The organism is Marivita lacus, assembly GCF_014637725.1.
GTDB classification, from domain to species: Bacteria; Pseudomonadota; Alphaproteobacteria; order Rhodobacterales; family Rhodobacteraceae; genus Marivita; species Marivita lacus.
This window is the reverse complement of sequence record NZ_BMFC01000009.1, coordinates 48,209-70,275: the sequence shown is the minus strand read 5'-3', so window position 1 is coordinate 70,275 and position 22,067 is coordinate 48,209. Positions and strand designations below refer to the sequence as shown.

Annotated in this window: 22 protein-coding genes; 14 read left to right on the top strand and 8 right to left on the bottom strand. The window is 63.3% G+C overall.

The features are described 5' to 3' along the window. Positions 1-27 precede the first annotated feature (27 nt). On the bottom strand, positions 28-2,838 hold the full coding sequence (locus IEV82_RS15765) for a [protein-PII] uridylyltransferase (protein WP_188482994.1): 2,811 nt from the start codon (positions 2,836-2,838) through the stop codon (positions 28-30). Then, positions 2,798-3,979, bottom strand: coding sequence for a penicillin-binding protein activator (locus tag IEV82_RS15760; protein WP_188482993.1), 1,182 nt, complete (start codon positions 3,977-3,979; stop codon positions 2,798-2,800). The genes IEV82_RS15765 and IEV82_RS15760 overlap by 41 nt, the downstream gene beginning before the upstream one ends. A gap of 88 nt (positions 3,980-4,067) precedes the next feature. On the opposite strand from IEV82_RS15760, the gene rsmI reads away from it, so the two are divergent. The 3 genes from rsmI to gshB all read left to right on the top strand — a co-directional run bounded on the left by rsmI (position 4,068) and on the right by gshB (position 6,386). Then, a complete protein-coding gene (gene rsmI / locus IEV82_RS15755) occupies positions 4,068-4,925 on the top strand; it encodes a 16S rRNA (cytidine(1402)-2'-O)-methyltransferase (RefSeq protein WP_188482992.1) in 858 nt (285 codons plus the stop codon). A gap of 39 nt (positions 4,926-4,964) precedes the next feature. Continuing rightward, complete coding sequence (locus IEV82_RS15750; RefSeq protein ID WP_188482991.1) at positions 4,965-5,387, top strand: YraN family protein; 423 nt, start codon at positions 4,965-4,967, stop codon at positions 5,385-5,387. Positions 5,388-5,453: 66 nt separating this feature from the next. Further along, on the top strand, positions 5,454-6,386 hold the full coding sequence (gene gshB, locus IEV82_RS15745) for a glutathione synthase (protein WP_188482990.1): 933 nt from the start codon (positions 5,454-5,456) through the stop codon (positions 6,384-6,386). A 30-nt stretch (positions 6,387-6,416) separates the two neighbouring features. Here the strand turns inward: gshB and IEV82_RS15740 are convergent, their stop codons facing one another. Beyond that, positions 6,417-7,928 (bottom strand): YifB family Mg chelatase-like AAA ATPase, encoded by a 1,512-nt coding sequence (locus tag IEV82_RS15740; RefSeq protein WP_188482989.1) that lies wholly within the window; start codon positions 7,926-7,928, stop codon positions 6,417-6,419. A 93-nt stretch (positions 7,929-8,021) separates the two neighbouring features. After that, complete coding sequence (locus IEV82_RS15735; protein ID WP_188482988.1) at positions 8,022-8,708, bottom strand: glutathione S-transferase; 687 nt, start codon at positions 8,706-8,708, stop codon at positions 8,022-8,024. Positions 8,709-8,915: 207 nt separating this feature from the next. Between IEV82_RS15735 and IEV82_RS15730 the strand changes: the two genes are divergently transcribed. From IEV82_RS15730 to IEV82_RS15705, 6 genes are all read left to right on the top strand, one after another. Beyond that, a complete protein-coding gene (locus tag IEV82_RS15730; protein WP_188482987.1) occupies positions 8,916-9,794 on the top strand; it encodes an RNA polymerase factor sigma-32 in 879 nt (292 codons plus the stop codon). After that, positions 9,791-10,570 (top strand): ChaN family lipoprotein, encoded by a 780-nt coding sequence (locus IEV82_RS15725; RefSeq protein WP_188482986.1) that lies wholly within the window; start codon positions 9,791-9,793, stop codon positions 10,568-10,570. The genes IEV82_RS15730 and IEV82_RS15725 overlap by 4 nt, the downstream gene beginning before the upstream one ends. 59 nt (positions 10,571-10,629) lie before the next feature. Further along, a complete protein-coding gene (coaBC, locus tag IEV82_RS15720) occupies positions 10,630-11,823 on the top strand; it encodes a bifunctional phosphopantothenoylcysteine decarboxylase/phosphopantothenate--cysteine ligase CoaBC (RefSeq protein ID WP_188482985.1) in 1,194 nt (397 codons plus the stop codon). Positions 11,824-11,873: 50 nt separating this feature from the next. Next, positions 11,874-12,332, top strand: coding sequence for a dUTP diphosphatase (gene dut, locus IEV82_RS15715; RefSeq protein WP_188482984.1), 459 nt, complete (start codon positions 11,874-11,876; stop codon positions 12,330-12,332). After that, positions 12,329-13,405 carry a HesA/MoeB/ThiF family protein gene (locus tag IEV82_RS15710; protein ID WP_188482983.1) on the top strand — a complete coding sequence of 359 codons (1,077 nt, stop codon included), beginning with the start codon at positions 12,329-12,331 and terminating at the stop codon, positions 13,403-13,405. Before dut ends, IEV82_RS15710 begins: the two co-directional genes overlap by 4 nt. An 82-nt stretch (positions 13,406-13,487) precedes the next feature. Then, entirely contained in the window at positions 13,488-15,500 is a 2,013-nt protein-coding gene (locus IEV82_RS15705; RefSeq protein ID WP_188482982.1) for a M3 family metallopeptidase, read from the top strand. Between the two features lie 52 nt (positions 15,501-15,552). Here the strand turns inward: IEV82_RS15705 and IEV82_RS15700 are convergent, their stop codons facing one another. Next, the gene (locus IEV82_RS15700) at positions 15,553-15,885 is read right to left on the bottom strand and encodes an ArsR/SmtB family transcription factor (protein WP_188482981.1); all 333 of its coding nucleotides are present in this window, start codon (positions 15,883-15,885) and stop codon (positions 15,553-15,555) included. 230 nt (positions 15,886-16,115) lie between these two features. Between IEV82_RS15700 and IEV82_RS15695 the strand changes: the two genes are divergently transcribed. The 5 genes from IEV82_RS15695 to IEV82_RS15675 all read left to right on the top strand — a co-directional run bounded on the left by IEV82_RS15695 (position 16,116) and on the right by IEV82_RS15675 (position 18,701). Continuing rightward, a complete protein-coding gene (locus IEV82_RS15695; RefSeq protein ID WP_188482980.1) occupies positions 16,116-16,463 on the top strand; it encodes an AtpZ/AtpI family protein in 348 nt (115 codons plus the stop codon). Continuing rightward, a complete protein-coding gene (locus IEV82_RS15690) occupies positions 16,447-17,205 on the top strand; it encodes a F0F1 ATP synthase subunit A (protein ID WP_188482979.1) in 759 nt (252 codons plus the stop codon). Before IEV82_RS15695 ends, IEV82_RS15690 begins: the two co-directional genes overlap by 17 nt. Before the next feature lie 58 nt (positions 17,206-17,263). After that, complete coding sequence (locus IEV82_RS15685; protein WP_188482978.1) at positions 17,264-17,500, top strand: F0F1 ATP synthase subunit C; 237 nt, start codon at positions 17,264-17,266, stop codon at positions 17,498-17,500. Between the two features lie 86 nt (positions 17,501-17,586). After that, a complete protein-coding gene (locus IEV82_RS15680) occupies positions 17,587-18,132 on the top strand; it encodes a F0F1 ATP synthase subunit B' (protein WP_188482977.1) in 546 nt (181 codons plus the stop codon). 5 nt (positions 18,133-18,137) lie between these two features. After that, positions 18,138-18,701 carry a F0F1 ATP synthase subunit B gene (locus tag IEV82_RS15675; protein WP_188482976.1) on the top strand — a complete coding sequence of 188 codons (564 nt, stop codon included), beginning with the start codon at positions 18,138-18,140 and terminating at the stop codon, positions 18,699-18,701. A 109-nt stretch (positions 18,702-18,810) separates the two neighbouring features. Here IEV82_RS15675 and IEV82_RS15670 read toward each other — a convergent pair whose 3' ends face one another. The 3 genes from IEV82_RS15670 to IEV82_RS15660 all read right to left on the bottom strand — a co-directional run bounded on the left by IEV82_RS15670 (position 18,811) and on the right by IEV82_RS15660 (position 22,027). After that, positions 18,811-19,470 carry a YggS family pyridoxal phosphate-dependent enzyme gene (locus IEV82_RS15670; RefSeq protein ID WP_188482975.1) on the bottom strand — a complete coding sequence of 220 codons (660 nt, stop codon included), beginning with the start codon at positions 19,468-19,470 and terminating at the stop codon, positions 18,811-18,813. Further along, the gene (locus tag IEV82_RS15665; RefSeq protein ID WP_188482974.1) at positions 19,461-20,930 is read right to left on the bottom strand and encodes a tetratricopeptide repeat-containing sulfotransferase family protein; all 1,470 of its coding nucleotides are present in this window, start codon (positions 20,928-20,930) and stop codon (positions 19,461-19,463) included. Before IEV82_RS15665 ends, IEV82_RS15670 begins: the two co-directional genes overlap by 10 nt. A gap of 101 nt (positions 20,931-21,031) precedes the next feature. Next, entirely contained in the window at positions 21,032-22,027 is a 996-nt protein-coding gene (locus tag IEV82_RS15660) for a porin (RefSeq protein WP_188482973.1), read from the bottom strand. Positions 22,028-22,067: the final 40 nt, after the last annotated feature.

Genomic DNA, 22,067 nt, shown 5'->3' with positions numbered 1-22,067 from the left:
ACCTGTCCTGAAATGTGATTTGGGGCGCTATTCCTTGGCCCGCGCAGCGCCTTCGGAAATGGCGGTGCGCAGTTTGGTTTCAAGGGCTTTCTGTTTGCTTTCGGAATGGAATTTGAGGCCAAACATGTCTTTTACGTAGAACGTGTCGACCACCTGTTCGCCATAGGTCGCGATGAGGGCGGAGGAGATGTAGACATTGGCGTTGGCCAGCGTCCGGGTCAGGTCGAACAGAAGGCCCGGGCGGTCGCGGGTGTCGACCTCGATGATGGTGTAGATTTCCGAGCCTTCGTTGTCGAAGGTGATCGAGGTGGGCACCCTGAAGGCGCGTTCGCGTTTCTTGATCTTGTCGCGGGGTTTCATTGCCTCGCGCGGGACGATGTCGCCGCGCAGGGTTTTCGAGATCATGTCGCGCAGACGCGGGATGCGCACGTCCTCGTAAGGCGATCCGTCGCCATCCTGGATCCAGAAGGCGGCGGTGGCAAAGCCGTCTTTCGACGTGAAGGTGCGGGCATCCACGACATTGGCACCCACGAGCGCCAGCGCGCCGGCGAGGCGCGAGAAGATGCCGGGATGATCGGAGAGCGCGAAGCAGACGCGGGTCGCGTCGCGGTCTTCGTCGGGGTGGATGTCGATGCGGATTTCGTTGTTGCCGATATTGCGCAAGAGCTCGGCAAAGACCTTGTGGGCGGTGACATGCAGGCCCTGCCAATAGGGCGGGTAGTGGCGGCTGGTCTCGATGCGCAGGTCCTTGGCATCCCAGTCGGCGAGCGCGTCGCGCAGAGCCTTCTTGGCCTCGGTGCCGCGATTTTCGCGGTTGAGCGCCTCCATCCCGTCTTCGAGCGCGCGGCGGGTCTGGCGGTAGAGCGCGCGGATCAGCACCGCTTTCCAGTTGTTCCAGGTGCCCGGACCCACGCCGCGGATGTCGCAGACGGTCAGCACGCAAAGCAGGTCGAGCCGTTCGCGGGTCTGCACCGCCTTGGCGAAATCGCGCACGGTGCGGGGGTCGGCGATGTCGCGTTTCTGGGCCATGTCGGACATCAAGAGGTGGTAGCGGACCAGCCATTCGACCGTTGCGCATTCCTGCTTGTTCAGGCCCAGCCGGGGCGCGACCTTGCGGGCGATCTTGGCACCCAGGACCGAATGATCCTCGTCCCGACCCTTGCCGATGTCATGCAGCAAGAGCGCGATATAGAGCACCTTGCGGTTCACGCCGTTCTTGAGGATGGAACTGGCGACGGGCAGGTCTTCCTCAAGCTGGCCGTTTTCGATCTCGCTGAGGTGCCAGATGCATTGGATCGTGTGTTCGTCCACGGTGTAGTGGTGGTACATGTTGAACTGCATCATCGCCACGATCGGTTCGAACTCGGGGATGAAGGCGGCGAGCACGCCGAGTTCGTTCATGCGCCGCAGCGCGCGTTCCGGGTTGCCATGCTTGAGCAGCAGGTCGAGGAAGATGCGCTGGGCCTCTTTGTCCTCGCGCATGTCGCGGTCGATGAGGTGCAGGTTGGCGCTGATCAGGCGCATCGCGTTCGCGTGGATCAGCAGGCCGGTGCGCAGCGCCTCTTCGAAGATGCGCAGCAGGTTCATCTTGTCGGAAAGAAAGGTCGGGTCGTCGGCAATGGCGAGGCGGTTGTTCACCACCTCGTAGCCGTCGCGCGTCTTGGGAACGCGCTTGAAAAGCCGCATCAGCAGCGGCGGTTCCTTTTGCTGCGTCGCCTCGAGCGAGGTGAGGAAGATGCGGGTCAGGTCGCCGACCGAGGTGGCGTGGCGGAAGAAATCCTGCATGAAGATCTCGACCCCTCGGCGGCCTCCCTTGTCAACATAGCCCATGCGATCGGCGACATCGACCTGCATGTCGAAGGTGAGCTGTTCGGTGGCGCGACCGGAGGCGAGGTGCAGGTGACAGCGGACGGCCCAGAGAAAGTTCTCGGCCTTCACGAAGGTGGCGAACTCCTCGGCGCGGAACACGCCGGTGCGGACCAGCTTGCTCAGATCGTCGGTGTGGTGGATGTACTTGGCGATCCAGAACAGCGATTGCAGGTCACGCAGCCCGCCCTTGCCCTCCTTGACGTTCGGCTCGACCATGTAGCGCTGGCCCTGCTTGATGTGGCGGGCGTCGCGTTCGGCCAGTTTCGCCTCGACGAATTCGACCTCTGTGCCCTTGAAGAGCGTGTTCCAGAGCTTGCTGTCCAGCTCGTCGGCCAGAGGTTCGTAGCCGACCAGGAAGCGGTGTTCGAGCATGGCGGTGCGGATGGTGAAATCATCGGCTCCAAGGCGCAGGCAGTCTTTGACGGTGCGCGAGGAATGCCCGACCTTCAGTTTGAGATCCCACAGGATGTAGAGCATGGATTCGATCACGCTCTCGGCCCAGGCAGTGATCTTGTAGGGGGTCAGGAACAGCAGGTCGACATCCGAAAACGGGGCCATCTCGCCGCGCCCGTAGCCGCCGACCGCGAGCACGGACAGGCGTTCGCCCTCGGTCGGGTTGGGGTTGCGGTGGATGCGTTCGGTGACGGCCTCGAAGGTGAGGCTGATCACCTGGTCGGTGAGCCAGGTGTAGCCGGTGGTCACGGGCAGGGCATTCCGGGGCCGCGCGTGCAGTCGCGCCGCCACGGCGTCGCGGCCGGTTGTCTGCGCTTCCTTGAGCACCGAGACAACAGCGCTGCGCACATCGCGTTCGTCGCGCATGTCACCGATGGCCGCCCACATCGCGTCACGCAGGGGCGGCACATCGAGGATGTCTGAAAACGAGTCGGAGACCACCTGGGTCTCCGACGGGTTGGTCAGGCTCAGGGATTTAGAAGCCTGCGCCGCCGAAGCCGGATGGGGCTGGGTCAAGGATGGTCACCTGGTTGTTGCGCACGGTCGCCACGGCGAGGCCGCGCTCATTGGTTCCGTCGGGTCGCAGGCGGAACACGCCGTTCGCCCCCTGAAAACCCGAGCTTTGTGTCAGCGCCCGTGCGCTGAGGGCATCGGACCGCCCCTGGCGCACCAAGGCTCCGATGGCGGCGATGCCGTCGAAGGCGAGACCGGCCAAGGGGTGCGGTTCCTGACCGAACTGCGCGCGGTAGCGGCTGTTGAAGGCCGATTGCGCCGCCGTGTCGGGCAGGGTGAAGTAGCCCCCCTGCGCGCCCGGCATCGACAGGATCTGCGCAGGCACGTCCCAGCGCGCAAGGCCCATGTACTGGGTTGCGGAGGGGCTGATCCCGGCTTCGGGCAGCAATTGCAGCAGGATCGGCAGGGCTCCTGCGGCGTTGGACGTCAGGAAGAGCGAATCCGCCCCGGTGCTTTCGACAGAGTCCCGGATGCGCGGGACAGCCGAGGCCACACCTTCCTGCGAGAAGGCGAAGGATTCGATGGCGGCGACGCGCACGCCGCTCTCGCTTGCCGCGGCCTGGATCGCGGCCTTGCCGAATTCACCCTCGACGTTCTGCGGGTGCACGATGACCACGGAGGTACGGCCCTGGCGAGAGGCGTAGCCGAGCAGGCGGTTGGCCGTGTTGCGGAAGGTCGGCCCGAGCACGTAGACATTGCCGCCGGCGATCGAGGGGTTGTTCGAGAAGCTGAGCACGTTGACGCCGTTGTCGGCCACGGCGACGCCTGCGGCATTTGCCGCCTCGCCGAAAAGCGGGCCAAGGATGATCTGCGCGCCCTCGGCGACGGCGGTTTCGGCCTGAAGCGCGGCGCGCTGGGCATCGCCTCCGGTGTCGTAGACGCGCAGGTCGATCTGCACGCCGTCGAGCGAGGCCACTGCGAGGCGGGCTGCGTTTTCGAGGCTTGCGGCCACGGCACCTGCGCTGGGGTCGCTGCGCGGGATCAGGAGCGCCACCGGCACGGGGGCGCTGGTGTTGACGCTGGGTCCGGTCCCGCCAGCGGGGGCCGTCATGAGGGCCGGGTCACAGGCCGTAAGACCCATGAACGCGGCCACCGCCACGGCTTTGCGCAACAGCTTGCGGGGGGTGGACAAAACAGCCAACATAAAAGGTACTCCCTTGTCGCGCGCGGAACATCCGGCGCAAACTTTCGATTGGGGCTGATAATAAACAACGACAAAGGCGGGTCCAGACATGAAATGGCAGACACGCGAGATCGCGCCGGGCCTGTACCTTGTGGCGACCCCATTGGGCAATGCACGCGACATCACGCTGCGGGCGCTCGACCTGCTGGCGGGGGCGGATGTGCTGGCGGCCGAGGACACGCGGTCGCTGCGACGGTTGATGGAGATCCACGGCGTGGCCCTGGGGGACCGTCCGCTGGTGGCCTATCACGACCACAACGGCGAACGCGCGAGGCCGCGGCTGATGGCGGCGCTGGAGGCGGGACAATCGGTGGTCTATGCCTCGGAAGCGGGAACGCCGCTGATTTCCGATCCGGGATTCGACCTGATGCGGGCGGCCTTGCAGGCGGGCCTGCCCTGCACCACGGCACCGGGGCCGACCGCGGTGGTGGCCGCGCTGACCCTGTCGGGCCTGCCGTCGGACCGCTTCATGTTCGCGGGGTTCCTGCCCAACACCGCGAGCAAGCGGAAAACCGCGCTGGCCGAGTTCATCGCTGTGCCCGCGACGCTGATCTTCTACGAATCGCCCAAGCGGCTGGGTGCGATGTTGCGCGACGCGGCAGAGGTTCTGGGCGCGGATCGCGAAGCGGTGGTGTGCCGCGAGTTAACCAAGAAATTCGAAGAGCGTTGCGCGGGGAGTCTGGCGGATTTATCCTCGAAATATGCGGAGGAGACCCCGAAAGGCGAGATTGTCGTGCTCATCGATCGTGGTGTTGGGGCGGTGACAGACCAGGCCACGCTGGACGAGGCGTTGCAGGATGCCTTGACGCGGATGTCGGTCAAGGATGCGGCCAGCGAGGTGTCGAAGGTCTTCGGCGTGCCGCGGCGGGAGGCCTATCAACGGGCGATGGCGTTAGGGGAACGTTAGATGTTTTGCGGTTAGGGTGATGGGGAAAGGGGATGTGACATGCCATTCGATTTTCTGGGTGATCTTGACGCTGGTGGCCCGCGCCATGAACCTCAGGCTGCAGGCGATCTGCGGCGGACGAATTATCACGCCGGGCTAAGTGCAGAACTGCCAGTTGCGCGTCATTACCTCGACCGCGGTGCGCAGCTGCGCGAAACACGCTGGCGCGGCCGTTGCGGGGAGATCGACCTGATCCTGTCCGAAGGCGACAGGGTGGTCTTTGTCGAGGTCAAGAAAAGCCGGACCCATGCGGCGGCGGTGCAGCGCATCACCGCGCGGCAGCTTGGCCGTATCCTGCGCAGTGCCGAGGATTATCTCGGGCACTGTCCGAAAGGGGCCTTGACGGAGGCGCGGCTGGACGTGGCGCTGGTGGATGCGCAGGGGGTGATCGAAATCATCCCGAATGCCAGCATGGGCCTCTGACGCCGCGATCTTGCACCGCTGGATGGCTTGCGCCATTAGGAGGGCAGAGGTTGCAAGGGACAGCACATGAAAATCGCGTTTCAGATGGACCCGATCCAGTCGGTCAACATCACTGCCGACAGCTCTTTCCGGCTTGCCGAAGAGGCGCAGGCGCGGGGGCATGAGCTGTTTTTCTACAGTCCGGACAAGCTGGCCTTTGACGAGGGGCGCATTCTTGCCATCGGGCAGAGCTTTACCGTGCAACGGGTGCAGGGCGATCACGTGGCGCTCGGGCCGGAAGAGCAGGTCGATCTGGCGGAGTTCGACGTGGTCTGGCTGCGGCAGGACCCGCCGTTCGACATGCATTACATCACATCGACGCATCTGCTGGACCGTTTGCGCGGCAAGGCGCTTGTGGTGAACGATCCGTTCTGGGTGCGGAACTATCCGGAAAAACTGCTGGTGCTCGATTTCCCGGATCTCACGCCGCCGACGATGATCGCGCGGGATCTTGCGACGATCAAGGCGTTCAAGGCGCGGCACGGGGATGTCATTCTCAAGCCATTGTACGGCAATGGCGGGGCGGGCGTGTTCCGGCTGGATGCAAATGACCGAAACCTGACGTCGCTGCACGAGCTGTTCACCGGGTTTTCGCGAGAGCCGCTGATCGTGCAGAAATTCCTGCCGGATGTGTCGGCAGGAGACAAGCGCGTGATCCTTGTGGATGGCGAGGCGGTGGGCGCGATCAACCGGGTGCCGGCGGAGGGGGAAACGCGATCGAACATGCATGTGGGCGGACGGCCCGAGAAGATCGGGCTGACGGAGCGTGATCTGGAGATTTGCGCGCGGATCGGGCCGCTGTTGCGGGAAAAGGGGCAGGTCTTTGTGGGGATCGACGTGATCGGAACCTACCTGACCGAGATCAACGTGACCTCGCCCACCGGTATCCAGGAGCTCGAGCGGTTCGACGGGATCAACGTGGCCGAGAAGATCTGGCAGGCGATCGAAGCCAAGCTGTAAAGGCCGGTTCATCGCGCCTTGCGGCGCTTTTCACGGGGCGTTTGCAGGAAGTCGGTAGCTCAGGGCTTCGGCAACATGGTCGCGGGTGATGACCTCTGCCGTCTCGAGATCGGCAATGCTGCGGGCGACGCGCAGGACGCGATGATAACCGCGCGCCGAGAGGCCGAAGCGGTCGGCGGCGCTGGTCAAAAGCGTGCGGGCTGCCGTGTCGAGTGCGGTTGCCTGATCGAGGAGATCGCCCTGAAGGTCGGCGTTCTGGCGCATCTCGGGGTGATCCCGAAACCGCACTGTCTGGATGCTGCGGGCGGCGGCGACGCGGCTCGCCAGTTCGGCGCTGCTGGCGCCGGCGCTGGGCAGGTCGAGGTCACGGAACGCGACGGGCGGCACATCGACGCGCAGATCGAACCGGTCCATCAGCGGGCCGGAAATGCGGCCCATGTAATCCTCGCCACAATTCGGCGCGCGGGAACAGGCGCGGGCCGGATCGCTGAGATAGCCGCATTTGCAGGGGTTCGCGGCAGCCACGAGCATGAACCGGCAGGGATAGCGGATATGGGCGTTGGCGCGGGCGATCATCACCTCGCCGGTCTCGATGGGTTGGCGCAGGGTTTCCAGCACGGCGCGGGGGAATTCGGGAAACTCGTCCATGAAGAGCACACCGTTATGGGCGAGGCTGATTTCGCCGGGCTTTGCGGTGCGACCACCGCCGACGATGGCAGGCATGGAGGCGGTGTGATGCGGTTCCCGAAACGGGCGATGCCGCGAGATGCCGCCGGCTTCGATCAGGCCCGACAGCGAATGGACCATCGAGGTCTCAAGCGCCTCGGCCGGGGTGAGCGGAGGCAGGATGCCCGGCAGGCGGGACGCCAGCATGGATTTGCCCGACCCCGGCGTGCCGACCAGCAGGACATGGTGCCGCCCGGCTGCGGCGATTTCGAGCGCGCGCTTGGCGCGTTCCTGGCCTTTGACATCGCGCATGTCGCGGCAGTCGGGGGCGTGGCTGACCTCGCCGGGATCGCAGGGGGCGAGCGGCGTGCGCCCGGTCATGTGCTGGATCACATCCATCAGACCCTTTGCGCCGATCACCTGGCAGCCGCCGACCCAAGCCGCCTCGGCCCCTGAGGCGGCGGGGCAGATCAAGGTGCGGTTTTCCTCGGCGGCGGCCATGGCAGCGGGCAGCGCGCCGATCACCGGGATCAGCGCGCCATCCAGCGACAGCTCGCCAAGTGCCACGGTGTCGGCCACCGCATCCTTGGGCAGGATTTCCAGTTCGGCCAGCAGCGCCAGCGCGATGGGCAGGTCGAAATGCGAGCCTTCCTTGGGCAGGTCGGCGGGCGACAGGTTCACGGTGATGCGTTTCGAAGGCAGTGCGATATGCAGGGTCGAGAGCGCGCCGCGTACCCGGTCGCGGGATTCCGACACTGCCTTGTCCGGCAGGCCCACGACGGCAAAGGCGGGCACGCCGGGAGTGACCGCGCATTGGACCTCGACCATGCGGGCATCCACCCCTTCGAAGGCGACAGTATAGGCATGCGCAACCATGTGATCCGGTCCTCGTGTGCTGTGACCGTGAGGGGATCTTGGTTGCGAAATGGTTAACGGACTTTGGAAATCGGTGTCGTACCGGGGGTTTGTTCAGGCCGGTTCGGGCCAGGGCCGCGTGTCGAAGGGTTTGGCGTACCAGGGCAGGGTGTCGCCGATGGTCAGCGCCATGTCCCGCCACTCGCGGAACCAGGGATCGGCGAGATGCGTGTCGACATAGCGCTGCGCGCTGTCCGACAACGCCACGTCATAGCCCGCGAACCGTGCGGCGACCGGGGCAAAGGCGATGTCTGCAATGGAGTAGCGGCCCAGAAGCCATGGGCCCAGATCGGCGTAGCGGTCGCGCGCATGGGTCCAGAGGGTTTCGATGCGGGCGATGTCGGATTGCGTGGCGTCGGACAAGCGCACGTCGCGATAGGCGGTGCGCAGGTTCATCGGACATTCGCTGCGCAGCGCGGCAAAGCCGGAATGCATTTCGGCGGCGAGCGCCCGGCCCAGACCGCGCGCTGCCGGATCATCGGGCCAGAGCGCGCCTTCGGGATGACGGCTGTGCAGTTCTTCCGCCATTGCGAGCGAATCCCAGATCACCGTGCCTTCGGCGGTGCGCATCGCGGGTACGGTGCGGGCGGGCGCGATCCCGACGAGTTGGTCTGCCACACTGGTCTGGTTGAAATCGACAAGGTGAATCTTCGGCAAGATGTTGAGAGCGCGGAACAGCAGCCAGCCGCGCAGCGACCAGCTGGAATAGGCGTAATCGCCGATGAAAAGCTCATAACTCATGCAGGTGCGTCCCGTGTTGCATTGGTTCTGTGCAATGGTATCGTAGAGCTTGCCAAAAGCCCAATTTCGAATTGTGCGCGGCCTCATCACCGGAACGCATGAATGTGTCGGGGCGTTGTGACGGTATTGAAACTTTCTCGATGAATCTTTGATCCATGCGCGGGTGATCCCCGTAACACTTACAAGACATAAGATCAGGGGGCACCAATGGCACTGGACTCGTTTAACGACCAAACCCTGTCTCGCCGTGCGATGAAGGCAGAATTGCTGGACGCGGAGACGGAACTCAAGCTGGCCTATGCGTGGCGCGATCAGCGCGACGAAGTGGCACTTCACCGGTTGATCACCGCATACATGCGACTGGCCATTTCGATGGCGTCGAAGTTCAAGCGCTACGGCGCGCCAATGAACGACCTGATCCAGGAGGCGGGTCTGGGCCTGATGAAGGCCGCAGACAAGTTCGACCCCGATCGTGGCGTGCGGTTCTCGACCTACGCGGTCTGGTGGATCAAGGCGTCGATCCAGGATTACGTGATGCGCAACTGGTCCATCGTGCGGACCGGGTCGACCTCGTCGCAGAAATCGCTGTTTTTCAACATGCGCCGGGTTCAGGCGCGTCTGGAGCGCGAGGCGGCGGCAGAGGGCAAGACACTCGAGGCTCACGAGATGCGCCGGATGGTTGCCAAGGAAATCGGTGTTCCACTCCATGACGTCGAGATGATGGAAGGCCGGTTGTCGGGCTCAGATTATTCGCTGAACGCGACGCAATCGACCGAGGACGAGGGTCGTGAGTGGATCGACGCGCTGGAGGACGAAAGCGCGCAGGCGGATGAGCGGGTCGAAGAAGACATGGACCTTGCGCAGTTGCGCCAGTGGCTGATGATGGCGATGAACCAGCTCAACGAGCGGGAACGGTTCATCGTGCGCGAACGCAAGCTGCGCGAAGATGCGCGGACGCTGGAGAGCCTTGGGAACGAGCTGGGTCTGTCCAAGGAACGGGTACGCCAGCTGGAGGCGGCGGCGTTTGCGAAGATCCGCAAATCGCTTGAGGCGCAGAGCCCCGAGGTGCAACACTTCCTTTCATGAGACATGCGCTTGGTTTCCTGATTTTCGCCCCCACGGCCTTGGCTGCTGGGGGCGTTTTCGATGGGGCCGATGTGGTGTTTCTCGGAGAGTTGCATGACAACCCGGAGCATCACCTGCGACAGGCGGCGTATGTGACCGAGATCGGACCGACTGCGTTGGTGTTCGAGATGTTGACGCAGGCGCAGGCGGATCTGGTGACGCCGGATCTGGTTACGGATGAGGCGGCGTTGGAAGCCGCACTTGGCTGGAACGACAGCGGCTGGCCGGATTTCTCGATCTATTATCCGATCTTTGCGGCGGCACCCGAGGCCGACTATTTCGGCGCAGCGATCCCGCGTGACGTGGCGCGGCAGGCGATGGCCGAGGGCATGGCGGAGGCGTTTCGCGGTGATGCGGAAGCATACGGATTGACCGCGCCTTTGCCGGATGCCCAGCAGGCAGAGCGCGAGGCGCTGCAACTGGCGGCACATTGCGACGCGATGCCGGAAGAGATGTTGCCAGTGATGGTGAGCATTCAGCGGCTGCGCGATGCGGAACTGGCCTATTCGGCGGTGCAGGCGGTCGAGGCGCATGGCGGGCCGGTGGTGGTGATCACCGGCAACGGGCATGCACGGATGGATTGGGGTGCGCCGGTCTACCTGATGGCGGCCGAACCGGACTTGCGCGTGGCGGCCTTGGGTCAGGGTGAAGAGGGTGCAGCGCCGTCGGGGGTGTTCGATGTGGTCGAAACGTCGCCCCCGGTCGATCGGGGCGATCCCTGCGACGCGTTCCGCTGATTGAGTTTTGCCGGGCGGCCCCGTAACAAAGACACGGAACCCTGTCAGGACTGTGCCTTATGTTGAGCGGCAAACGTATCCTTCTGATCATCGGCGGTGGAATCGCGGCGTATAAAAGCCTCGACCTGATCCGCCGCTTGCGCGAACGCGGTGCTGTGGTGACGCCGGTCATGACGCGGGCTGCGGCGGAGTTTGTTACGCCCTTGTCCGTCGCTGCATTGGCCGGGGAAAAGGTCTATACCGACCTCTTCGACCTGACGGACGAGGCCGAGATGGGGCATATCCAGCTGTCGCGCGTGGCGGATCTGGTGCTGGTGGCCCCGGCGACGGCGGATCTGATGGCGAAGATGGCGCAGGGATTGGCGGGCGATCTGGCGACGACGCTTTTGCTGGCCACGGACACGCCTGTGATGATCGCGCCCGCGATGAACGTGCGCATGTGGGATCATCCGGCGACGCGGCGCAACCTTGCAGTGCTGCGGGGGGATGGCGTGGCGCTGGTTGGGCCGAACGAGGGCGATATGGCCTGCGGGGAATTCGGCCCCGGTCGGATGGCCGAACCTCTGGAGATTGTCGACGCGGTTGTCGGCGCTTTGGCGGATGGGCCACTGACGGGCAAGCGGATCATTGTCACCTCCGGGCCGACGCATGAGCCCATTGATCCGGTGCGCTATATCGCGAACCGGTCCTCGGGCGCGCAGGGGACTGCGATTGCGGCAGCGTTGCGGGCTTTGGGGGCGGAGGTTGTCTTTGTCACCGGCCCGGCATCGGTTGCACCGCCTTACGGCGTCGATCTGGTGCCCGTGGAAACGGCGCGCGAGATGCGGGCGGCAGTGCTGGCCGCTCTTCCAGCCGACGCGGCTGTCTTCGCGGCCGCCGTGGCGGATTGGCGGGTGGTCGGTGCGTCCGACAGCAAGATCAAGAAGGTCGCCGGGGCGTTGCCCGTGATGGAATTCGCGGAAAACCCCGACATCCTTGCCGAGGTGTCGCAAATGGCTCACGGACGGCCCGCATTGGTGGTGGGCTTTGCGGCCGAGACCGATGACGTGATCCGGAACGCCACCGCCAAGCGGGCGCGCAAGGGCTGCGACTGGATCGTGGCGAATGACGTGTCACCTGCGACGGGCATCATGGGTGGATCGGAAAACGCGGTGACGCTGATTTCCGACAGCGGGGCGGAGTCCTGGCCGCGCATGGGCAAGGATGCGGTGGCGCGTCAATTGGCAGCACGGATTGCCGACGCGCTGGTCTGACGGCGCGGTCGGGCCAGTTTGCATATTTGGAAAAAGAAGAAGGGCAAAACGTGGTCGCGATAGAATTGACGTGGGACGAGGGGGCGGACAGGTCTTTGGGTCTGCCGACCTATGCCAGTGCCGGCGCGGCGGGGGCGGACCTGCGGGCGAATTTCCCGGATCGCGGTGCAATGACTTTGGAGCCGGGAGCGCGGGCACTGGTGCCGACGGGGCTGCGACTGGCGATCCCCGTGGGGTTCGAAGTGCAGATCCGGCCGCGTTCCGGTCTGGCGTTGAAGCATGGGATCACATTGCCCAATGCGCCGGGGACCATCGACAGCGATTATCGCGGCGTGCTGGGGGTGATCGTGATGAATGCCGGGCAGGAGGCGTTCGAGATCGCCCATGGTGACCGTATCGCGCAGATGGTGGTGGCGCCGGTCCTGCGGGCCTCGTTTGTCGAGGTCGACGCGTTGAGCGACACGGCGCGGGGTGCTGGCGGCTTCGGATCGACAGGGGTGTCGCAATGATCGTCGTTTTTGCCATGGCTGCCGGCCTTTGGGGGTTGGGGGCGCTGATGAAGATGCCCCGCAAGGCGCGGCTTTACATGATCGGGCTTTTGTATGTGGGCGTTCTGTTTATCCAGATCGCGCTGCCGCTGGGGCATCCGTTGCGGATGGCGACCGGGGAAAGTGCCGCGCTCTGGATCCTGCTGGGCGTCTTTGCGGCGCTTGCCGTGCTCTACGGCAAGGTCGTCCAGGGGCTGAAGACCAGGGCGCTGGTGAAGGAACAGGCCGATGTCCCGGTCGTGCCGCGCGGCGAGCGATTTTCGGGTTCGGAACTGGAGCGTTACGCGCGCCATATCGTGCTGCGCGAGATCGGTGGGCCGGGGCAGAAGGCGTTGCGGGATGCCAAGGTTCTTGTGATCGGCGCCGGGGGGCTGGGGGCGCCCGCGTTGCAATACCTTGCGGCGGCAGGTGTGGGCACCATCGGGGTGATCGACGATGACGTGGTCGAGAATGCCAACCTTCAGCGGCAGGTGATCCACCGCGATCAGGATATCGGGATCCCCAAGGTGTTTTCCGCGCAATCGGCGATGGTGGCACAGAATCCTTATGTCGAGGTTCTGCCCTATCATCGACGGCTGACCGACGCGATGGCGGTGGATCTGGTGGCGGAGTACGATCTGGTGCTGGACGGGACCGACAATTTCGAGACGCGGTATCTGGTCAATCGCGTGGCCGTGGAGGCGGGCAAGCCGTTGATCTCCGGTGCCTTGTCGCAATGGGAAGGGCAGATCTCGGTCTTTGATCCGGCGTCGGGCGCGCCCTGCTACCAGTGCATTTTTCCCGAGGCTCCGGCGGACGGGTTGGCACCATCCTGTGCCGAGGCGGGGGTCATCGGGCCGTTGCCCGGTGTGATCGGATCGATGATGGCGGTCGAGGCGATCAAGGTGATCACCGGGGCTGGGCAGGCGTTGAGGGGCGAGATGCTGATTTACGACGCGCTCTGGGGTGAGACCCGCAAGATCGCGTTGAAGCCGCGCGCGGAGTGTCCGGTCTGCGGTGCCGGAGCGACGAACACGGCGGCTCTGGCGCGCTGATTGCCGGTGATCGCGTTGCGTTGGCCATTGTTGTTCGGCGCGCGGAGACCTAGGTTTTGATCAAACAATTCTGGAGTGTCCGATGACCAATCCGTTGCTTGAAACCTGGGAAACGCCGTTTGGCCTGCCGCCCTTTGACCGGATCGAGGATGCGCATTTCGCACCTGCGATCGAGGCCGCGATGGTGGAAGGGCTGGCCGAGGTCGAGTTGATAGCGATCAACCCGGAGCCGCCCACGTTCGAGAACACCATCGAAGGTCTGATGCGCACGGGGGCCAGTTTGGACCGGGTGCTTGGGGTGTTCTACAATCTTGCCGGGGCCGACAGCACCGATGCGCGCGAAGAGATCATGCGGGAGTTTTCCCCGAAGCTTGCGGCGCATTCGGCGGCGATCTACGGCAATCAGGCGCTGTTTTCGCGGATCGAACAGGTGTGGCTGGCGCGCGATGCGCTGGACCTGACACCCGAGAAGGCGCGTGTGCTGATGCTCACCCATCGCGGGTTCGTGCGTGCGGGCGCGGCGCTCATGGGCGGGGACGCGGCGCGGATGAAGGAGATCAAGGGGCGGTTGGCCACCTTGGGCACGCAGTTCGGTCAGAACCTGCTGGCGGATGAGCGGGATTGGCAGCGTGCGCTGTCGGAGGACGAGCTTGAGGGATTGCCCGGCTTTGTCATCAACGCGGTGCGCGCGGCGGGCAAGGAGCGTGGTGCGGGTGGTCCGGTGCTGACCCTGTCGCGGTCTGTGATTGTGCCATTCCTGCAGTTCTGTCCGAACCGGGCCTTGCGCGAAGAGGCGTGGCGCGCCTGGGTTGCGCGGGGTGAGAACGGTGGCAAGACGGACAACCGGGACGTTGCGGCCGAGATCCTCGGGTTGCGGCATGAGCGGGCGCAGTTGCTCGGCTATGACGATTTCGCATCCTACAAGCTCGAGACCGAGATGGCGAAAACGCCCGACGCGGTGCGCGGCTTGCTCATGGAGGTGTGGGAGCCTGCGAAAGCCCGCGCGCTGGAGGATGCGGCGCTGCTCGAAGAGCGGATGCGCGCGGATGGTGTGAACGGTCCGTTGCAGGCCTGGGACTGGCGATATTATTCCGAGGCCCGGCGGCGCGAGGAGTTCGCGCTGAACGAGGCGGAGTTGAAGCCCTATCTGCAGCTGGAGCGGATGATCGAGGCGGCGTTTTCCTGTGCTCACCGGCTGTTCGGGTTGGCGTTCAAGCCGCTGGACGTGCCGCTCTACCACGGGGATGCGCGCGCGTGGGAGGTCACGCGCGACGGGCAGCATGTGGCGGTGTTTGTCGGGGATTATTTCGCGCGTGCGTCGAAACGGTCGGGCGCGTGGTGTTCGACGATGCGGTCGCAGCGCAAGTTTCCGGATGTGCAGGGGCCGATCGTGGTCAATATCTGCAACTTCGCCAAAGGTGATCCGGCGCTGTTGTCTTATGACGATGCGCGGACATTGTTTCACGAGTTCGGACACGCGCTGCACCAGATGCTGTCGGATGTGAGTTACGAGATGATCTCGGGCACTTCCGTGGCGCGGGACTTTGTGGAGTTGCCGAGCCAGTTGTACGAGCATTGGCTGGAGGTGCCGGAGGTGTTGCAGGAATTCGCGACCCATGCGGACACCGGAGAGCCGATGCCACGCGAGATGCTGGACAAGGTGCTGGCGGCGGCGACCTATGACATGGGGTTCCAGACGGTGGAATATGTCGCTTCGGCGCTTGTCGATCTGGCGTTCCACGAGGGTGAGCCACCCGCGGATCCGATGTCGGAACAGACGCGGGTGCTGACGGATCTGGGACTGCCCCAGGCGATTGTCATGCGCCACGCGACGCCGCATTTCGCGCATGTGTTCACCGGTGACGGCTATTCGTCGGGGTATTACAGCTACATGTGGTCCGAGGTGATGGACGCGGATGCGTTCGAGGCGTTCGAGGAAGCGGGCGGCGCCTTTGATGCAGAGATGGCCGAAAAGCTGGAGCGGTTCATCCTGTCGGCAGGCGGCTCCGAAGAGGCGGATGTGCTTTACACCAAGTTCCGGGGTCGGATGCCGGGGGTCGAGGCATTGCTCAAGGGGCGCGGGCTGGCTGCATGAATGGGCGACACTCCGTTAACGGAGTGTCGCAAACGCCTTGATGCGTTTGTGCTCAGCTGTCCGAGGTCAGGTTTTCGGTCTGCAGGAAGCGCTCGAACGCGTCGAGATTGATCGCCTCGAACTGACCGAAGGCCTGCATCCAGACGCTTGCGTCTTTGAGAGCGTCCGGCTCCAGTTTGCACCATTTCACCCGGCCGCGTTTTTCCTGGCTGATCAGACCGGCATTGGCGAGGATCATGAGATGTTTGGAAATCGCGGCCAGCGACATCTCGAACGGTTCGGCCACGTCGGTCACGGCCATGTCATCCTCGAGCAGCATCGTCAGGATCTGACGGCGTGTCGGGTCTGCCAAAGCGGCGAAGACGGTGTCGAGACTTGGGGCCATGGCGCGCAGTAGACGAAGCTGCGGGAAAAACTCAACCGGAAAGTTGAATATGCCGTTTTGGGCAAATGCGGGAGATCCGGGCCTGTGACCGTTTGGCCGTGTTCCGTGCTCGGCCGATATTTTTGATGTTTATCAGGGGCTTGATGTGTCAGAAGCCCGCCTCAACAGCGCCTTGACTCAGGCCATGCTGCACCGTAGCACAGGCCCAACGTTCCAACCGAGGTGGAGTGGTGTCCGAAGACGATCCAAAGCAGCGGCTGAAAGCGCTTGAAGCGCGGATTGCGGCGGCCAAGGGGGCCAGCGAGGACAAGCCACATCAGGAGGAGCATTACAGCCAGGCGCAACATGCGTGGCGCATGGTGATCGAGCTGGTGTCCGGTCTAGGGATCGGATTTGGCATCGGATACGGGTTTGATGCGGTCTTCGGAACGCAACCTTGGTTGATGGTGCTGTTTACATTGTTGGGCTTTGCCGCGGGGGTCAACGTGATGATCCGCACCGCGAAGGAGCTTCAAACCAAGAAGCTGGCCGATCTGGCCGAGACGAACGAGAGGGATCGACATGGCGACGGAAGCTGACGGTCAGAGCGCAGGCGGGCTGGTGTTTCACCCGATGGACCAGTTCATCGTCAAGCCGCTTTTCGGCGACGGTGCGGTGGGCATGTTCACGTTCACCAATGTCGCGCTGTGGCTGCTTCTGGCGGTTGCCGCAGTTGCGGCGCTGATGGTGCTCGGCACGGCCAAGCGCGCGACGGTTCCGACACGGTCGCAATCCGTTGCCGAACTGGCTTACGGTTTTGTCTACAAGATGGTCGAGGATGTGACCGGTAAGGACGGGCTCAAGTACTTCCCGTACATCTTCACGATCTTCCTCTTCATCCTGTTCTCCAACTTCCTCGCGCTGATCCCGACATCGTTCTCGCCGACATCGCATATCGCGATCACCGCCGTGCTGGGCTTTGGCGTGTTCATCGCGATCACGGCGCTCGGCTTCATCAAGAATGGCGTGTCATTCCTTGGCCTGTTCTGGGTTACATCCGCGCCGCTGGCCATTCGCCCGGTGCTCGCGATCATCGAGATCATCTCGTATTTCGTGCGTCCGGTGAGCCACTCCATCCGTCTTGCGGGCAACCTGACCGCCGGTCACGCGGTTCTCAAGGTGTTCGCGGGCTTTGGACAGATTGCGGCAGTCTCGCCTTTCGCGGTCCTTGGCGTGGTTGCGATCTTCGGGCTTGAAGTGCTCGTGGCGGCCATTCAGGCCTACGTCTTTACCATCCTCACATGCGTCTACCTGAAGGACGCGTTGCACCCACATCACTAAGTCGGACATCCCGGCTTGGTCCTTAATCTGAACTTCCAATCGTAAGGAGAATACACTCATGGAAGGTGATATCGGAAACCTCGGTCAATACATCGGCGCTGGTCTTGCTGCTATGGGCTCCGGCCTCGCGGCTCTCGGGGTCGGTAATGTTGCTGGCAACTTCCTTGCCGGCGCGCTGCGCAACCCGTCGGCTGCTGCATCGCAGACCGCCACGCTCTTCATCGGTATCGCGTTTGCAGAAGCTCTGGGGATCTTCTCGTTCCTCGTCGCTCTGCTGCTGATGTTCGCCGTCTAAGCTTCGGACTTTATATCCTTACGCGCGGGCGGTGCCGTGATCACGCGGCCCGCCCGATGTAACGACAAGTTCCGACGGAGGACGACATGGCGACCGAAACCACTGGTACAGCCAGCGCATGTGTGGGTCCGGATGGCAGCGCCATCGGTATGCCGCAGCTGTGCGTCGACTGGATGCCGAACCAGATTTTCTGGCTTCTGATCGCGCTCGTCGCGATTTACTTTGTCCTGTCCCGGATCGCTCTGCCGCGCATTGCGACGGTTCTGGCGGAACGACAAGGCACGATCACGAACGACCTCGCGGCTGCTGAAGATCTCAAGCAGAAAGCCGTGGAGGCCGAAGAGGCCTACAACAAGGCCCTCGCAGATGCCCGCGCGCAGGCGCAGGAGATCATTGCACGGAACAAGGCCGAAATGCAGGTCGAACTGGAAAAGGCGATTGCCAAGGCAGATGCCGAGATCGCCGCCAAGGCCGCGGAATCCGAGAAGGCGATTTCGGACATCCGTGCATCGGCCGTGGAAAGCGTCGAAGCCGTGGCGAAAGATACGGCGGGCGCCATCGTGGCAGCCCTTGGTGGACAGGCGGATGACGCCACTGTCGCCGCTGCCGTAGACGCACAGATCAAGGGGTGAGCGATATGCAACGTATCATGACCATTGCCGCCGCAACCCTGATGGCCAGCCCCGCGCTGGCCGCAACGGGCAAGCCGTTCTTCTCGTTGGCGAATACCGATTTCATCGTGACCATCGGCTTCGTTCTGTTCATCGGTATCCTGGTGTATTTCAAGGTGCCGTCGTTGCTGATGGGCATGCTGGACAAGCGCGCCGAAGGCATCCGCAACGATCTGGACGAAGCCAAGGCATTGCGCGACGAGGCGCAGGCGCTGCTGGCCACCTATGAGCGTCGTCAGCGCGAAGTTCAGGAGCAGGCGGACCGGATCGTCGCTCATGCCAAGGACGAAGCTGTCCTGGCCGGGGAGCAGGCAAAAGCGGACCTGGAGAAATCCATCGCCCGTCGCATCGCCGCTGCTGAAGACCAGATCGCATCTGCGCAGGCCGGCGCCATCAAGGAAGTGCGCGACCGTGCGATCGCCGTGGCCATCGAGGCGGCGCGTGACGTTATCGCCAAGCAGATGACCGACAAGGACGCCGCAAAGAGCATCGACGATGCGATTGCAGAAGTCGGGCAGAAGCTGCACTAGTCTCGCGCTGAATGGCGAGTTCAAAGGCCCCGGTTTTTCCGGGGCTTTTTTTTGGTGAATTTGAATGCGTCAACGCATTCATGTTTTTCGCTGACGGAAAACGTGCGCGTCACTCCGCAGGCGGAACGCGTGCCCCGAAGAGGGCAGACCCAACGCGGATATGGGTGGCCCCAAAGGCAATGGCCTGCTCGAAATCATCGCTCATTCCCATGGACAGTTGCGACAGCCCGTTCCGCTCGGCCATCTTTTGCAACAGAGCGAAGTGCAGGGAGGGAGTCTCGTCTACGGGCGGAATGCACATCAGCCCCGTCACAGGCAGATCGAGCGACCGGCATTCCGCGACAAAGGCGTCGGTCTCGGCTGGCGTGATCCCGGCCTTCTGCGGCTCTTCGCCTGTGTTCACCTGAATGAAGAGTTGTGGGCAGGAGCCCATTTCCTGCGCCAGTCGGGCAAAGGTCTGCGCCAGCTTGGGGCGGTCCAGCGTGTGGATCATATCGAAGAGCTCGAACGCCTGACGGGACTTGTTGCTTTGCAGCGGGCCGATCAGGTGCAGATCAATGCCGTCATAGGTCTCGCGGAATGTGGGCCATTTGCCTGCGGCCTCCTGCACGCGGTTTTCCCCGAAACAGCGATGCCCTTCCTTGAGAACAGCCTCAACCCGTTCGTTGGGTTGCACCTTGGAGACGGCGATGAGCGCGATCTCTGAGGGGTCACGGTCGGCAGCCTTGGCGGCCTTGGCGATGCGGGTGGTGATGTCGGTCAATCCCATGGTGTGTCTCCCCAGGCGTCGATGAAGGGCTGCAGATCGCTCTCGTAGCGACGCCATGCAGCAGCAGAGCTTTGGTAAATCGGTTGGCGCACTTGATGCAGGCTGAGGGTTTTGACCGTTCCGCCCTTTTCGTGGAACTTAAGGCACTGATCCTCCCAGTCGAGGCCAGCGGCTGCAATGAGGTGCCGCGACTGTGTTTCGGGATCGGCCACGAGATCTTCGTAGCGCAGTTCGACAAACCGGTCGGGCAGGATTGCGCGCCAATGGGCAATGATCCGGCGGAAGGATTTGATCACCTCGGCGATGGCGGCAAGGTCGTTGGCATAGCGATGGGTGCCACCGTTGAAATGGTTCTTGTAGATCGACAGCGCGATGTCGCGCGGGTCGCGGTGGACGACGATGAACCTTGCGTTGGGCAGGGTCGCATGTAGCAGGCCGTAAATCAGGAAAGCCATGATGGATTTGTCGGTGAGAACCGGCTTTGCAGGGTTTGCAAAAGGGTGCAGGGCCGACATCAGACGGTTTGCAAACTCGGACAGGGTGCCCTGCGGTTCCTGTGCAAGGGGCCGCATGTCGGCCCCTGATCCAAAGAGGGCATAGGCGGTCCGGAGGGCGGTGGCCATTTCACCACCTGCCTGCACCTTGCTGTGGCTTGCGATGATCTGCTCGACCAGCGTGGTACCCGAGCGCGGAAGGCCCGTCACGAAGACAAGGGCAGGATCGGTGCCGGTGCTCGACGTGACCGGGCTCAGGCCGTCCTGAGCAGCAACGACGCCATTCCATTCCGTATTCCGGGCTGCGGCATCGTCGGGCCAAAGCGCAGCCTGTGCCGCGTTGGCCAGATGCAGATGCGGGAACACCTTGGCCGTGGTCCTGGTGTCCTCCATCGCCTTGGCGAGCGCGAAATTGACATGCATGCGCCCGGCGGTGGACAGGCGGGGATGGTTGGCCAGCCGCCGCATCGCCCCGATCATCGGATCGTTGGGTTGAATGCGGATCGTGGTTGCCAGCATGCGGTAGAGTTCGGCCTCGTGCGGGTGTTTCTTCTGAAGCTTGCGCAACAGCTTTTCCGAGGCGTCGAACTGTCCGGCGGTCTGCAGGTAGAGCGCTTTTTCCGCCTGCGGTTTGATGGCCGTCGGATCAAGCGCGATGAGCCGGTCATAGAGCGACAGCACCGTGTCGTGCCGGGCTGCGGCGGAATGCGCGGCAACCGCTTCGGTCAGCAGGGTGGGGTCTGCGGGCCTCAGATCGACGGCGCGGTCAATGGATGACAGGCGCTTGTCCTGATCGCCAAGACGGGCCGCGATGCGGGCGCGCTGGTAGTGGATTTCGGGCAGGGTGGGCGCCTGAAGCGCAAGACCGTCGAGAAGACCTGCCGCTTGCGACAGATCCCCCTGTCGGGCCAAGGCCAGAGCCTTGTCATAGGTTGTCTTGATCGCGTGAACCGGGTTGGTCTGCATCTGAGCCTTCGCCTTTTGCCCTTAGCTACTTGGCAGTGGCACAAAAGAAAAGAGCGGGCACAAGGCCCGCTCTTTCCCTAACCAAATCTGGTTATGAGCTATTAGAAGCTCATCGACAGACCGAGGGAGAACGTGTCCTCGTAGTCTGCTGCGCCGTCGATGTCGCCACCGCCGTAACCCAGCTGTGCGGAGAGACCGCCACCCAGATCGTAGTTGGCTGCGAGGCCGTAACCGCTGCGGTCAGCTGCGAATGCATCGTCGAAATCATACTCACCGTAGTTCACGCCGATCGTCAGGGCGTTCATGGTGTAGCCAAGGCCAAGGCCGTAATGGCTGCCATCGTCTGCACCGCCGGTGGTGTCATCGGACAAGTGTGTGTAGTTCACGATGGCTGTGATGCCATTGGCGAACGTTGTCGATGCGCTCAGGCCGACGCGTGTGTCGTACAAAGAAGCGGCTTCGTCGACTTTCTGGTAGCCGAAGCCCAGACCGAGGTCGAGACCTGCCAGTTCGAGGTTGTACGATGCACCCAGGGCGTATGCCATGTCGAAGTCGGTGGCGTTACGGTCGGGGGACACGGAGATCGAGCCGGTGAAGGCGTCGAACGAGTAATCCATACGGATTTCCTGGCCGCCGTAGATTTCGTCCAGGCCGGAGTTGCCGTTGTAGCCCGGGTGCACGGTGTGATCGTCGTTGATCGCGCCGCCGATGGCGGTTTCGGTCAGACGAGCGTCAAACGCGGAATCGGTGTCACCAACGGTCAAACGTGCCGGGCCAAATGCCAGGAAGATGAACGAGTCGGGCAGGCGAGCGGCGTCTTGCAGGTCGCCATCAGTTGCGCCGCCAGAGTTGGCCACTTCGTCCAGATCGATGGACGCACCGAACGACAGGCCGTTGTCGGCTTCGCCGGTCATCGCGAATGTCACGTCGATGTCGGAGAAGACGCGGACTTTGCTCAGATCGCCGGAAGAGCCATCGCCCGAACCGTTTTCGTTCTGAAAGATACCCAGTTCAGCGGTACCAAGGATTCTGACTTCGGCTGCGGCCAGGCCAGCAGTTGCAACCAGAGCTGTGGAAGCAAGAAGAAGAGTTTTCATGTTTTTCCCTCATGTGTTCGTAAGGCGCGTACCAAACCGG

What these genes read in the sequence shown, in the direction of transcription:
- coaBC (WP_188482985.1), top strand. Translation starts at nt 10,630, where the DNA reads ATGTTGAGCGGCAAACGTATCCTTCTGATCATCGGCGGTGGAATCGCG.
- IEV82_RS15740 (WP_188482989.1), bottom strand. Translation starts at nt 7,928, where the DNA reads ATGGTTGCGCATGCCTATACTGTCGCCTTCGAAGGGGTGGATGCCCGC.
- IEV82_RS15665 (WP_188482974.1), bottom strand. Translation starts at nt 20,930, where the DNA reads ATGCAGACCAACCCGGTTCACGCGATCAAGACAACCTATGACAAGGCT.
- IEV82_RS15670 (WP_188482975.1), bottom strand. Translation starts at nt 19,470, where the DNA reads ATGGGATTGACCGACATCACCACCCGCATCGCCAAGGCCGCCAAGGCT.
- rsmI (WP_188482992.1), top strand. Translation starts at nt 4,068, where the DNA reads ATGAAATGGCAGACACGCGAGATCGCGCCGGGCCTGTACCTTGTGGCG.
- IEV82_RS15750 (WP_188482991.1), top strand. Translation starts at nt 4,965, where the DNA reads ATGCCATTCGATTTTCTGGGTGATCTTGACGCTGGTGGCCCGCGCCAT.
- IEV82_RS15690 (WP_188482979.1), top strand. Translation starts at nt 16,447, where the DNA reads ATGGCGACGGAAGCTGACGGTCAGAGCGCAGGCGGGCTGGTGTTTCAC.
- IEV82_RS15710 (WP_188482983.1), top strand. Translation starts at nt 12,329, where the DNA reads ATGATCGTCGTTTTTGCCATGGCTGCCGGCCTTTGGGGGTTGGGGGCG.
- IEV82_RS15760 (WP_188482993.1), bottom strand. Translation starts at nt 3,979, where the DNA reads ATGTTGGCTGTTTTGTCCACCCCCCGCAAGCTGTTGCGCAAAGCCGTG.
- IEV82_RS15705 (WP_188482982.1), top strand. Translation starts at nt 13,488, where the DNA reads ATGACCAATCCGTTGCTTGAAACCTGGGAAACGCCGTTTGGCCTGCCG.
- IEV82_RS15700 (WP_188482981.1), bottom strand. Translation starts at nt 15,885, where the DNA reads ATGGCCCCAAGTCTCGACACCGTCTTCGCCGCTTTGGCAGACCCGACA.
- IEV82_RS15725 (WP_188482986.1), top strand. Translation starts at nt 9,791, where the DNA reads ATGAGACATGCGCTTGGTTTCCTGATTTTCGCCCCCACGGCCTTGGCT.
- IEV82_RS15660 (WP_188482973.1), bottom strand. Translation starts at nt 22,027, where the DNA reads ATGAAAACTCTTCTTCTTGCTTCCACAGCTCTGGTTGCAACTGCTGGC.
- IEV82_RS15675 (WP_188482976.1), top strand. Translation starts at nt 18,138, where the DNA reads ATGCAACGTATCATGACCATTGCCGCCGCAACCCTGATGGCCAGCCCC.
- gshB (WP_188482990.1), top strand. Translation starts at nt 5,454, where the DNA reads ATGAAAATCGCGTTTCAGATGGACCCGATCCAGTCGGTCAACATCACT.
- IEV82_RS15680 (WP_188482977.1), top strand. Translation starts at nt 17,587, where the DNA reads ATGGCGACCGAAACCACTGGTACAGCCAGCGCATGTGTGGGTCCGGAT.
- IEV82_RS15730 (WP_188482987.1), top strand. Translation starts at nt 8,916, where the DNA reads ATGGCACTGGACTCGTTTAACGACCAAACCCTGTCTCGCCGTGCGATG.
- IEV82_RS15685 (WP_188482978.1), top strand. Translation starts at nt 17,264, where the DNA reads ATGGAAGGTGATATCGGAAACCTCGGTCAATACATCGGCGCTGGTCTT.
- IEV82_RS15735 (WP_188482988.1), bottom strand. Translation starts at nt 8,708, where the DNA reads ATGAGTTATGAGCTTTTCATCGGCGATTACGCCTATTCCAGCTGGTCG.